Below are 12,164 nucleotides of genomic sequence, written 5' to 3'. Positions count from 1 at the left end.
TCATTGATTAGCATCAACTTGATACTTCCGCCATTTTGCTAAATCGATATAGTAAACTGATCAAAAAATTTTAATAATTCTTCTTTTTTGATAAATTAAAACTTACTAAAACGATTTAGTAAAAAGAATAAAAAAAAACCAAAGTTCCCTTCATTCTTTTTTTTTAGAAAATGGCATTTTATTATATTATACAGATTCTCTTATTATTAAATTTCCTTTTTTACGTATTCCTTCAATAACAAAAGGTTTAATCCCTGTCATTTGATCCATCAATAATTTTATTGCATTTTCGGCGATTTCTTTAATCGGTTGTGCAATAACGGATATCGTTGGTGTATGTAATCGAAAACTATCGTGATCATCAAAACTTATAACCGAAACATCTTCTGGAATCCTAAACTTCATTCCTCTAAAAGCCTGAAGTCCTGCTAATCCCATATAATTTGCCAAAAATAATACAGCATCGATCTTTGGGTTCTTTGTAAAAAAACTGAATATATCGGCAATTTTACTTTCCTCACTACTATTGTAATCCATATGGAGAACAAGGGAATCATTATAAATACCTTCTTCTTTTAAAGCATCTCTATATCCCTCTTCTCTAAGCTTCATCTGGATCATTCCAGAATTAGTATTAACAACAGCAATATTTTTTCTTCCTTTATTTAATAGAAATTTAGTTGCAGAATGCGAGCCTTCGTAATTATCCATAACTACATGACTTACTTTCTGGTTAGGAAAATATCTATCTATTAATACAACTGGTTTTTGCAATTTTAAAAGTAGGTCTATGCTTTTTTCCAACTTTTCTGTTGGTGTAATTATAAAACCATCCACATTAGCTTGCAAAAGACTATGTATCAATTCTTCAGAACGTTCATCATCACCACCTGTACTACAATAAAAAACTCTATAATCAATACTCTTAGCTTCATCCTCTATAACTCTGGCAAGATCTGCAAAGAACTGATTCGAAATATCTTCAACAATAAGTCCGATAGATCTAGTCTTTCCTGTTCTAAGACTTGTCGCAATCATGCTAGGTCGATAATTAAGCTTTTCGGCAACTTCTTGCACTTTTTTAATTACCGCAGGACTAATGCCCATTTTTTCGCCTTTATCATTAATGACAAAAGATACAGTAGATATAGACACTTGCGCCTCAGTGGCAATATCCTTAATAGTAATCTTTTTCATCTAGCGAGTTAATTTTTTATTAAGCTGTTATTAATTATATCACAAATATATATAAAAATAGTTACTAAAACGATTTTGTAATTATTTTTTTGAATAAAACATTATTTTATAGACACTTCTAAGAATTATCATCAGTAATCATAAGTGTTTACCAATTAATTAGCATATTTACTTAGTGGTCAGTATTTAGTCGCAGTATTCAGTTTACAGTCTTCAGTAGCAGTGTTCAGTCTCAAAACCTTTGCCTCTTTGTGCCTTAGAATCTCAGAACCTTTGTCACTTTGAACCTTTGCCTCTTTGAACCTCTGAACCTTAGCATCTCAGAACCTTTGAACCTCTAAATAGTAACTTCCAAAATTGATGCTTCTCCATTTAGCACATAAGCATCCATAGCTGCAGGAATTAAAACCGTATCTCCTTTTTTATATTGATACGTTACATTTTCATATCTAATTTCAAAAGTACCTTCAATACACATATAGACTGTAAAAGTATCTCCTTTTTTATTTACTTTCACTACTCCCTTTAGCGGAATATAATTTGTTGTAAAATATGGACAATCTACAACTACATTAGATTTATTTACAGTCTTTTCATACTTCTTGTACGTATCAACTTTATTATAATTAATGGCGTCTAAAGCTAAATCAACATGTAATTCTCTTTTATTTCCCTGAGCATCTACTCTATCAAAATCATATAAACGATACGTAATGTCTGATGTTTGCTGAATCTCGGCAACAACCAATCCTGCTCCAATAGCGTGAACAGTTCCTGTTTCCAGAAAAAACACATCACCCGCTTTGGCTTTTACATCATCAAGAATAGAAACCAACGTTTTATTGTTTAGATTTTCTAGATATTCTTCTTTACTCGAATCTTCTTTAAAACCAACAATAATCCTTGCATCGGTATCAGCTTGCATTACATACCACATTTCGGTTTTACCAAATGAATTATGACGCTCTTTTGCCAACTGATCATTAGGATGTACTTGTATCGATAAATCTTCGCGAGCATCTAGATATTTAAACAACAATGGAAATTGTTTTCCGAATCGGGTATAAACAGCTGTTCCCAGAATTTCGTTAGGCAATGCATCAATTAAATCTGTTAATGATTTTCCTTTTAATTCGCCATTGGCAACAACACTTATATCTCCTTCTACTGTAGATAATTCCCAACTCTCTCCTGTAATTTTAGAAATGATAGGTTTGTTAAGAATTGTTTTTAATTTTTCGCCACCCCAAATTCTCTCTTTTAAGATTGGTTCAAATTGCAAAGGGTAAATTTTTATGCTCATATTATATTTTTTTAATTGTTTTGTTTTTTTTTGATTGTCTAAAAGGGAACGCGGATGACGCAGATTCGCTATCGCGAAGACACGGATAAAAGCGGATTTTAAAACAATACTTTGTTTTCTTTCTAACTTAAATCTGCTCAATCTGCCAAATCTGCGAGAGAAAAGTTTAACCACAGATCGAGCAGATTTTTTAATCAATGCTTAAAATAAAAAATCCGTTTTTATCAGCGTCTTTCCTTTAGGAAATCCGCGTCATCCGCGTACCATTCTCAAACAAAATCTATTTTATGGAAATTGCCACACCACCACTTGCTGCTAATTTTTGTTTTAATTTAGTTTTACTGTTTACAGTTACTTTTCGGATGTTGTACGATTGCGGATTGGTTTTATAATCTGCCGTTTTTCCGTCTTCATAGATTGTTGCAGTAAATGATTTTTCTTTTGGTAAAAAGCTAAAATCAATCATAGCCGTACGCGAATTTTCATCGGTTATTCCGCCTACAAACCATTCTTGTTTTCCTTTGGTTTTTCTTGCAATGGTGATATAATCTCCCGGTTCGGCTTCGAGGATGTATGTTTCGTCCCAATCTAGTGCAACATCTTTTATAAACTGAAATGCATCTGGAAAACGCATATAATTTTCGGGTAAATCGGCAGCCATTTGCAACGGACTGTACATGGTAACATACAATGCCAGTTGTTTTACTAATGTTGTGCTTAACTTATTCTTTTTGGATCCATAAACCGATAAATCTCCCTGAAAAATCCCTGGTGTATAATCCATCGGACCGCCCATTAATCGGGTAAAAGGTAAGATTGTAGTATGATCTGGATGAATTCCCTCCATGGCTTCAAACTCTGTTCCTCGTGCCGATTCCTGAGCAAACCAGTTAGGATACGTTCGGTGCAAACCTGTAGGTCGAACTGCCTCATGAGAATCTACCATAATCTTATGCTTCGCAGCCTCTTTGGCAACATACGTATAATGATTCACCATTTGTTGTCCGTCATGATGCTCTCCTCTCGGAATAATTGGTCCAACATACCCTGTTTTGACCGCATTATAATTATTATCGACCATAAAATTTAATGCGCCATTTAATTGTCGCTCATATTCGCCAGTCGAAGATGTTGTTTCATGATGCATCACAATCTTCACGTTTTTTTTACTTGCATAATCGCTTAAACCTTTTACATCAAAATCAGGATATGCTTTAGTGAAACTATAAATGCGTTCTTTCTTAAAAGCCGTATTATCTTCCCATCCTTCATTCCAACCTTCGACTAGAACAGCATCAAAACCGTTTGCAGCAGCAAAATCTATATATTCTTTTACATGTTTCGTATTTGCTCCATGTGTTTTATTAGGTTTTAATTTAGAGAAATCGGTAGAACCAATAACAACATCTTGATTATCTGAATACGCCCAAGTAGATCCGCCACCTGTAAAATATTCCCACCAAACACCAATATATTTTACTGGTTTAATCCAAGAAGTATCTTCAAAATTGCATGGCTCGTTAAGGTTCAATATCATCTTTGAAGCTAAAATATTTCTAGCATCATCACTTACAACAATTGTTCGCCAAGGCGTAAAACTTCCTGTTTGTATATATCCTTTATTACCCAAAGCGTCAGGAACAAGATGTGAACTCAGCGAATAGGTTTTATCATCGACATTAAGGCACATGGCAGGATAATTTTTTAAAGCTGCTTCATGAATATTGATATAAAGTCCTGCATCGGTCTTTATCATTAAAGGTGTTTGTGTAGCCAGATTTTTAATAGTCGTTTGTGCAGCCAAAGAAACATGAGTTGCATTATATACCAAAGATTGCATCTCGGATATTTTAGAAGTTGTATAACTATATTCGTTGGTATCATAATCTCCCGGAATCCAAAAAAGTTTATGATCTCCTGTCAAGTTAAACTCGGTTGTTTCTTCTTGAATAATAAAATGACGCAAGTTATCTTGTACAGGAAATTCATATCTAAACCCTAAACCATCATTAAACAAACGGAAATAAATTGATATTTTTCGTTTGCTTTTCTCTTGAACAAGCTCCGCTTTTAATTCATTATAGTGATTTTGTATTTCTTTTTGCTCTCCTAAAACAGGTTTCCAAGTACTGTTTTCTGATTGAAATTTGGTGTCAGCAATCTTGAAACCTTTATTCAGCATAATATCAGATTTTATGATAAAGCCTAATTTACTTTCCTTAATCACTTCTTTTTTCTTATAACTCAAAGAATAAATTGGTGTTCCTTCAGGATTTAAATGAAACTCTAAAATCAAATTTCCATCGGGCGATTTAAGTTCCTGAGCATTCACAAATGCAGTTGAAACGAAAGTAAAAAAGCAGATAAAAAGTATATTTTTCATAATTTTAAGAAAGTTATATGAATTGCTAAATCGATTTAGCAAACATAATAAAAAATGTCATACTTGCATACTTAATACAAAAATTATGATTATAAAATAATTAATCTCGCTTGAATATGAGAATATATCTAGTTAGTATTCAAAAAATTGCAAATAATTACAAACCTAAAACCAAGCATTAAAAAGTACCAAAAATCAATCAACCTAAAAGGTTTATAAAAAAATTAACAACTACGACAGCCAAGAAAAAGTATCTTTGCCCTCAACTATGACAAAAAAGTTCTACATATTGCTACTCGTTACGCTTGGTTTCCTTATGGGACCAACGCTTACTTATGCGCATGGAACAAAAAATGAAATGTCATGTTGCAAAAAAGAATCTACAACAAAAGACTGTTGCAAGAAAAAGCATTCTAATAAAAAAGAGCATAATTGCGATAACAGTTGTTCAGGGAATTCTTGTGGTTCTACAACTGCAAACTGTGGCTTTTCGCCAATGGCACTTTTTCAAACAGAAAACAATTCACTTTTTAGTTTTTCTGAAAGAAAGCAAAATTACTATTATTCAGAAATCTTTATTTCTTCAGATTTCCGTTCTATCTGGCTTCCACCTAAAATAAGCTAGATTTAATTTCCCGACAGCCATAAGTCTGTCTCATTCAAAGTCATTTTAAGGCTTTAAATCAAAAAAAACATTTTTTAATCCCAATTCTATTCGCAGAAATAGCTGTATTTGCTATAGTTTCTGTTATGTTTTAGGATTAATCCATCCAAAAAAAATTACATACAATGAACTCAATAAAAAAATTATTGATGGTAATGACTCTATTACTATCAGTTACTTACGCCAGCGCGCAAATAAAAAACAAATCTACCGAAACTGTAAAAATCAATGGTAACTGCAGTATGTGCAAGAAAACCATCGAAACTGCAGCAAACATAAATAAGGAAGCCAAAGTAAACTGGAATGAAAATACTAAAACGGCAACTATTACTTACGATAACAAAAAAACTAATCTTGATGCTATACTAAAACGTGTTGCTGATGCAGGATATGATAATGAAAAATTTACTGCACCAAATACTGTTTATGATGAACTACACGGATGTTGTCAATATGATAGAGAAGCAAAGCCTAAAAAAGCAGAGTAATCATAATCAAAAACATTTAAATAACATTGTTTACCTGTAATGCTAAATGGAGCGCAGCTTGAACCATATAAGTCATTTAAGAAAATATAAGTTTTAGATGCTTCTCTTAAATGAACTTACATTACTTACATGGTTAGCCTACACACAAACATTAAAAAAAATATCATGTTCAAAATAAAAAATATAATCACATTATTCGTCCTTGTAGCGACTGTTTCTATAGCAAGTGCACAAATAAAAATAGGAGATTCTTTTCCAGATGTTCAGCTTCAAAACAATAAAAATGCTACCGTTAAACTAAATTCTTTTAAAGGAAAAACAGTTTTAGTAGACTTTTGGGCTTCTTGGTGTGCTCCTTGCAGAATGGCCAATAAAAAATTGGTAAAACTATATGACCAATACAAAGGTCAGAACTTTGAGATTGTTGGAATATCAATAGACATCGACAAAACAAAATGGTTAAAAGCGATTGAAAAAGATAAAATGAAACACCAGCAATTAATCGACCCTAAAGGTTTTGATGCTAAAACGGCTGTAACTTTTGGAGTTGATGCTTTGCCATCGACCTATCTTTTTGATGCATCAGGAAAACTGATTGCTATAAACCCAACTGAAGCGCAAATAATTGCTCAAATCAAAAAAAACAAAAAATAAAATGAAAGCCTTACATATAAAATTCATAGCCGCAGCACTTTTAACAGTAATAACAAGTGTAAATTCTTATTCTCAAATCACTAAAGCCGAAATAATGGCAACAGGATTAACTTGTTCTATGTGTTCTAATGCCATAAACAAACAATTAAAATCTTTTACAGAAGTAGATAGTATCGCTACAGACTTAAACACAAATACGTTTACAGTTTACTTTAAAAAAGATAATTCATTACAACCTAAAGTATTGAAAAAAGCAGTTGAAAAAGCTGGTTTCTTCGTAGGTTCACTGGTTTTAACAGCTAAATTTCATACTGATAAAATCGAAGATAATACAACCTTAAAAGTTGATGATGCTACTTATACTTTCATCGATATTAAAAACCCAGTAGCTCATGCTGAAGCAAAATACAGAGTTCTGGATAAAGGTTTTGTAACCCAAAAAGAGTACAAAAAACTAGTTAAATCATATTCTAAGTATCCTGGTTATGCTACAGAAAATGAGGATGAATATTACTTAAAAGCATTATAAAAATGAAATATCTATCATTAGTCTTCCTATTTTTTATTTCATATAATATAGATGCCCAAGAATTATTTGTAGTAACCGAACCCGCTAGTAACGCTCCGGCGGGTTCTATCGGGGTTCGTGTTGGGCAATCACTTATGGATAACAAACACGAAAGTGGTTCTATGTACAATTTAACGCCTGAAGTTACTTGGGGAATTAATAAAAATCTGATGGTTCGTACCTCAGCGTTTTTAAGCAACCAAGAAAACGGATTGGGGCTTAAAGGTGGTGGTTTTTATGCCAAATACCGATTCTTTTCTGTAGATGATTTACAGAGTCATTTTAGGATGGCTGCCTTTGGACGATACAGCTATAATAACTCATTTTTTAATCAGGAAGCTATAGACCTGACCAACGGAAATTCTGGTTACGAAGCAGGTTTAGTAGCAACTCAGTTAATTCATAAAGTTGCCTTGAGTTCATCTGTAAGTTATGTGCGTGCGCTTAACAACCCAGATTATAGCTTTCCAGATGCTTTAGGTAAAAATGCAGTAAACTATACGTTTTCGGTAGGTAAATTAATGTATCCTAAAAAATATACAAGTTATAAGCAAACCAATATTAATGCAATGTTGGAATTTACGGGACAAACAATTACTGAAAATGGAAAATCATATATGGATGTAGTTCCTTCTATTCAGTTTATCATCAACAGCCAGGCGAGAATTGATCTTGCTTACAAAAAAGAATTGTATAGCTCGATGCAACGTGCCGCATCTGATGGTGTTTTCTTAAAATTGGAATATACTTTTTTTAACGTGACGAAGTAAGGGTTTAATTCTATCTTGTAGTTTTTAATCTTTGGCTAGAATTATTTCTTGCAGATTTCAAAAAGATTTAAGCTGATACGAGCAAATTTATTTATAAACTAAAATTGAATCTGCTCTAATCTGCAAAATCTGCGTGAAACAAAAGTTATTTTTAATCTTTGGTTAGAAATAATTTCACACAGATTTCAAAAAGATTTAAGCTGATACGAGCAAATTTATTTATAAACTAAAATTGAATCTGCTCTAATCTGCAAAATCTGCGTGAAACAAAAGTTATTTTTAATCTTTGGTTAGAAATAATTTCACACAGATTTCAAAAAGATTTAAGCTGATACGAGCAAATTTATTTATAAACTAAAATTGAATCTGCTCTAATCTGCAAAATCTGCGTGAAACAAAAAAGTTTTTACTCTTCGGTTAGAAAAAAATAAAGATCGAGACATACTTTTGATTGTGTAGAAGGTCGTTTTACACAATAAATTAAGTCTCATTCCAAACCTAACAGGTTTTAAAAATCTGTTAGGTTTAATTATATAGAAATTAACACCTAGTCTGATAATTAAATTTTATTTTCGCATTTCTTATGGCAAAAAAATTCTACATACTATTAATTATAACGTTTGGTTTCTTTTTGGGACCTACGCTTAATTTTGCCCGTGGAATTAAAACAGAAAAGATATGTTTTAAAAACAAAACATTCTTAAAAGCCGCTTGTAAAGAAACAGACTTTAAAACAAAAGAACACAGATGTGCTAATGGTTGTATAGAAAGTGCCGCAGATTGTCCTGTAGTTTACTGTAGTTATTTTTCACCAATGATTTCTTTTCAAATAGACAATCATTCATTTTTTAATTTTTCTGAAAGAAAGCAAAACTATTATTATTCAGAAATCTTTATTTCTTCAGATTTCCGTTCTATCTGGCTTCCGCCAAAAATAAGCTAGATTCCTTTTGCGACAGCCATAAATGCGTTTTATCCAAAACCAAATTAAAGCTGTAAATCATTAAAAAAAAATCCAATCCTATTCAGGGAATATAGCAGTATTTGTTATGTTTTCTGCTGTGCTTTGGAATTAACTCTTTCAAAATTACAAAAACAATGAATTCAATAAAAAATATATTGATAGCAATAACCTTATTACTATCTGTCACTTCTGTTAATGCACAAATCAAGAAAGGTGATGCATATCCAAATATCCAATTACAGAATAATAAGAATAAAGTAATCAAACTAAATTCTTATACAGGAAAAACAGTTTTAGTAGAATTTTGGGCATCTTGGTGTCCGTATTGCCGAATAGCCAACAAAGATTTGGTGAAGCTATATGACAAATACAAAGGGCAAAATTTTGAAATTGTTGGAATATCAGTAGATATTGAGAAAGCAAAATGGTTACAAGCCATTGAAAAAGACAAACTAAAACACCCACAATTAATAGATCCAAAAGGATTTGATGCAAAATCGGTAGCAATCTTTGGAGTAAAAGGAATACCTAGTACCTATCTTTTTAATACTTCCGGGAAATTAATTGCCATCAATCCAACAGAAGCACAAATTATTGCTCAAATCAAAAAACAATAATTATATCAACCCGTTGCGTGCAATTCTTAAAAAATTATTTAACACATAGAAACATAGGTTTTATGTATAAAAAAGAGAACAAAAAGAAACATATTTCTTTCACATAGTTAGGCAAGCTATGTGCATTTAAAACAAGTGAAACGCCTTTTTTGCGTGTACAAGATCTATGTTTCTATGTGTTAAAAATTGCACCCAACAGATTAATTATATCAGTATATAAAAATCAAATTATCACCAGAACAACTCGTTCTTATTAAACTTATAAAATGAAGAAAATCTTATATTTATTACTCCTGGTTTTTGCTTTTGCCAAAGTTCAGGCACAGATTATAAATCCTGTGAAATGGGAAGCTTCAATTGAGAAAAAAACCGATGCCGAATTCATTCTTTCTTTTAAAGGAGCTATCGAATCAGGCTGGCATGTATATTCTCAGTTCACTCCCGAAGATGGTCCGCTGCCTGCCGAATTCCTTTTTCATGATAACAAAAATAATTATGAACTAGTTGGAAAAGCAACTGAAAGTGAAACTAAACGTGCCTTTAATGAAATCTTTGGCGTAGATGAAATCTTCTTTTCAGATAAAGTAGTTTTTACTCAATTAGTCAAACAAATTAATCCTAAGAAAGAGACAATACAAGTAGAGCTAGCTTATCAGGTTTGTAAAGAAAACTGTATTAGCGAAACAAAATATTTTGAGTTTAATCTTAAAACGCTCGAGGCAAAAGAAATACAAGCTGCAGATATTACAAACGAAAAAACGACCAAAGTTGATGCAAATACTGTGGTAAAAAAGCAACCAGAATCGGATAAATCTGACTCTAGTTTATACATGATTTTCTTTATTGCTTTCTTATCTGGTTTTGCAGCATTGCTTACTCCATGCGTATTCCCGATGATCCCAATGACGGTAAGTTTCTTTACAAAACAAAGTAAAACCAAAGCCAAAGGAATCAAGAATGCGATTATATATGGCGTTTCTATCATCTTAATTTATGTATTTCTAGGAAGCGTAATTACTTTACTATTTGGTGCCGATGCTCTAAATGCATTATCTACCAACGTTTGGTTTAATGTTATTTTCTTTGTGTTATTGGTCGTATTTGCTCTATCTTTTTTAGGTGCCTTCGAAATCATGTTACCTAATTCCTGGGCTAATAAAGTGGATCGTCAAGCGGATAAAGGAGGAGTATTAGGAATCGTGTTCATGGCATTGGCACTAGCAATCGTTTCTTTTTCTTGTACTGGACCAATTATCGGAACTTTACTTGTAGAAGCAGCATCTAAAGGCGGTATTGCTCCAATTGTAGGAATGCTAGGTTTTTCATCTGCTTTAGCATTACCATTTATGTTGTTTGCAATGTTCCCCGGTTGGTTAAATACATTACCAAAATCTGGTGGATGGTTAAATACTGTAAAAGTTTTTTTAGGTTTTCTAGAACTGGCTTTAGCATTTAAGTTTTTATCAAATGCTGATTTGGTTCTGCAATTACATTGGTTTGAAAGAGAAATTTTCTTAGCCATTTGGATAGCGATATTCGGTACATTGGCATTCTACTTATTCGGAAAAATAACTTTACCACATGACTCTCCTACAACTTCTATTTCAGTAGGAAGATTGTCTATAGGATTAGTTGTATTGGTATTTACCATTTATATGATTCCGGGATTATGGGGCGCACCTTTAAAACTAATAAGTGGCTTCCCTCCTCCTATGACGTATAGCGAATCTCCTTATGGTGTAGGTGGCTCAAACAAGCAAACTGCATCGGCAATAGCATTACCAGACGGAGCACATAAAGGTCCGCATGATATCATGGCATTTACCGATTATGAAAAAGGATTGGCCTACGCCAAAAGTGTAAACAAACCAATTCTCTTAGATTTTACAGGATTTGCTTGTGTAAATTGCCGAAAAATGGAAGATTACGTTTGGTCTGATCCACGTATTTTATCAATCTTAAATAATGAAGTTGTATTGATTTCATTATACGTTGATGACAAAAGAGAATTACCTATCGAGGAACAATATGTATCGAAAGAAACAGGCAAAAAGATAAAATCAATAGGTAATAAATGGAGTGATTTTCAGATTACCCGTTATAAAGCAAATGCCCAGCCGTATTACATTATATTAGATACTAATGAACAAAGCTTAAATAAACCTACTGGATATACGCCAGACATTACTGAATATGAACAATGGTTGAAATCTGGAATTCAAGGATTTAAAAAATAGTTTCTAGGAAATATTAACCGAAAAGTTCGCAAAGTACGCGAAGTTTCAAAATCTGTGCCTAAAGATGGAACGCGGATGACGCGGATTCGCTATCGCGAAAACACGGATAAAAACGGGTTTTTAAAAAATTAAAATCTTTTAATCTGTGGCTAAAGAAGTATTCAGTACAAGTATACAGTCTCAGGACCTTTGCATCTCTGTACCTTTGAACCTTTGAACCTTTGCATCTCAAAAACTCAGAACCTTTGCAACTTAATAAAAAAGGCTATCCAAAAATAATTTGGATAGCCTTTTTTTGTAATAATTTCATTACTAGAAT

11 protein-coding genes are annotated in these 12,164 nt (G+C 32.4%); 8 read left to right on the top strand and 3 right to left on the bottom strand.

What is annotated here, in order from left to right; all coding sequences use genetic code 11:
- Window positions 1-186: 186 nt before the first annotated feature.
- From AC3IPI_RS15290 to AC3IPI_RS15280, 3 genes are all read right to left on the bottom strand, one after another.
- Window positions 187-1,197, bottom strand: a complete 1,011-nt coding sequence (locus AC3IPI_RS15290; RefSeq protein ID WP_039114058.1) for a LacI family DNA-binding transcriptional regulator — start codon at window positions 1,195-1,197, stop codon at window positions 187-189.
- A 337-nt stretch (window positions 1,198-1,534) separates the two neighbouring features.
- A complete protein-coding gene (locus tag AC3IPI_RS15285; protein WP_489153794.1) occupies window positions 1,535-2,500 on the bottom strand; it encodes a type I phosphomannose isomerase catalytic subunit in 966 nt (321 codons plus the stop codon).
- A gap of 280 nt (window positions 2,501-2,780) precedes the next feature.
- The gene (locus tag AC3IPI_RS15280) at window positions 2,781-4,883 is read right to left on the bottom strand and encodes a glycoside hydrolase family 97 protein (protein ID WP_489153792.1); all 2,103 of its coding nucleotides are present in this window, start codon (window positions 4,881-4,883) and stop codon (window positions 2,781-2,783) included.
- Window positions 4,884-5,151: 268 nt separating this feature from the next.
- Here AC3IPI_RS15280 and AC3IPI_RS15275 point away from each other — a divergent pair, with 268 nt between their 5' ends.
- The 8 genes from AC3IPI_RS15275 (at window position 5,152) to AC3IPI_RS15240 (ending at window position 11,845) form a co-directional block, all read left to right on the top strand.
- Window positions 5,152-5,508, top strand: coding sequence for a DUF6769 family protein (locus AC3IPI_RS15275; RefSeq protein WP_039114054.1), 357 nt, complete (start codon window positions 5,152-5,154; stop codon window positions 5,506-5,508).
- Between the two features lie 164 nt (window positions 5,509-5,672).
- Window positions 5,673-6,035, top strand: coding sequence for a heavy-metal-associated domain-containing protein (locus AC3IPI_RS15270; protein WP_489153789.1), 363 nt, complete (start codon window positions 5,673-5,675; stop codon window positions 6,033-6,035).
- A 165-nt stretch (window positions 6,036-6,200) separates the two neighbouring features.
- A complete protein-coding gene (locus AC3IPI_RS15265) occupies window positions 6,201-6,689 on the top strand; it encodes a TlpA family protein disulfide reductase (protein WP_240474733.1) in 489 nt (162 codons plus the stop codon).
- 1 nt (window position 6,690) lies between these two features.
- Entirely contained in the window at window positions 6,691-7,218 is a 528-nt protein-coding gene (locus tag AC3IPI_RS15260) for a heavy-metal-associated domain-containing protein (protein ID WP_240474732.1), read from the top strand.
- Window positions 7,219-7,220: 2 nt separating this feature from the next.
- Complete coding sequence (locus AC3IPI_RS15255; RefSeq protein ID WP_489153786.1) at window positions 7,221-8,027, top strand: hypothetical protein; 807 nt, start codon at window positions 7,221-7,223, stop codon at window positions 8,025-8,027.
- 583 nt (window positions 8,028-8,610) lie between these two features.
- On the top strand, window positions 8,611-8,970 hold the full coding sequence (locus AC3IPI_RS15250; RefSeq protein WP_409416259.1) for a hypothetical protein: 360 nt from the start codon (window positions 8,611-8,613) through the stop codon (window positions 8,968-8,970).
- A gap of 155 nt (window positions 8,971-9,125) precedes the next feature.
- Window positions 9,126-9,608 (top strand): TlpA family protein disulfide reductase, encoded by a 483-nt coding sequence (locus AC3IPI_RS15245; protein WP_489153784.1) that lies wholly within the window; start codon window positions 9,126-9,128, stop codon window positions 9,606-9,608.
- Window positions 9,609-9,874: 266 nt separating this feature from the next.
- Window positions 9,875-11,845: a protein-disulfide reductase DsbD family protein gene (locus AC3IPI_RS15240; protein ID WP_489153782.1), complete on the top strand. Its 1,971-nt coding sequence runs from the start codon at window positions 9,875-9,877 to the stop codon at window positions 11,843-11,845.
- The last annotated feature ends 319 nt before the right edge of the window (window positions 11,846-12,164 follow it).

This window comes from Flavobacterium sp. GL_143, assembly GCF_057834355.1.
The sequence above is the reverse complement of the archived record's forward strand: the minus strand, read 5'-3'. Positions and strand labels throughout refer to the sequence as shown.

Excerpts from the sequence above, each read along its gene's own strand:
- AC3IPI_RS15290 (WP_039114058.1), bottom strand. The coding sequence starts at position 1,197 with ATGAAAAAGATTACTATTAAGGATATTGCCACTGAGGCGCAAGTGTCT.
- AC3IPI_RS15285 (WP_489153794.1), bottom strand. The coding sequence starts at position 2,500 with ATGAGCATAAAAATTTACCCTTTGCAATTTGAACCAATCTTAAAAGAG.
- AC3IPI_RS15280 (WP_489153792.1), bottom strand. The coding sequence starts at position 4,883 with ATGAAAAATATACTTTTTATCTGCTTTTTTACTTTCGTTTCAACTGCA.
- AC3IPI_RS15275 (WP_039114054.1), top strand. The coding sequence starts at position 5,152 with ATGACAAAAAAGTTCTACATATTGCTACTCGTTACGCTTGGTTTCCTT.
- AC3IPI_RS15270 (WP_489153789.1), top strand. The coding sequence starts at position 5,673 with ATGAACTCAATAAAAAAATTATTGATGGTAATGACTCTATTACTATCA.
- AC3IPI_RS15265 (WP_240474733.1), top strand. The coding sequence starts at position 6,201 with ATGTTCAAAATAAAAAATATAATCACATTATTCGTCCTTGTAGCGACT.
- AC3IPI_RS15260 (WP_240474732.1), top strand. The coding sequence starts at position 6,691 with ATGAAAGCCTTACATATAAAATTCATAGCCGCAGCACTTTTAACAGTA.
- AC3IPI_RS15255 (WP_489153786.1), top strand. The coding sequence starts at position 7,221 with ATGAAATATCTATCATTAGTCTTCCTATTTTTTATTTCATATAATATA.
- AC3IPI_RS15250 (WP_409416259.1), top strand. The coding sequence starts at position 8,611 with ATGGCAAAAAAATTCTACATACTATTAATTATAACGTTTGGTTTCTTT.
- AC3IPI_RS15245 (WP_489153784.1), top strand. The coding sequence starts at position 9,126 with ATGAATTCAATAAAAAATATATTGATAGCAATAACCTTATTACTATCT.
- AC3IPI_RS15240 (WP_489153782.1), top strand. The coding sequence starts at position 9,875 with ATGAAGAAAATCTTATATTTATTACTCCTGGTTTTTGCTTTTGCCAAA.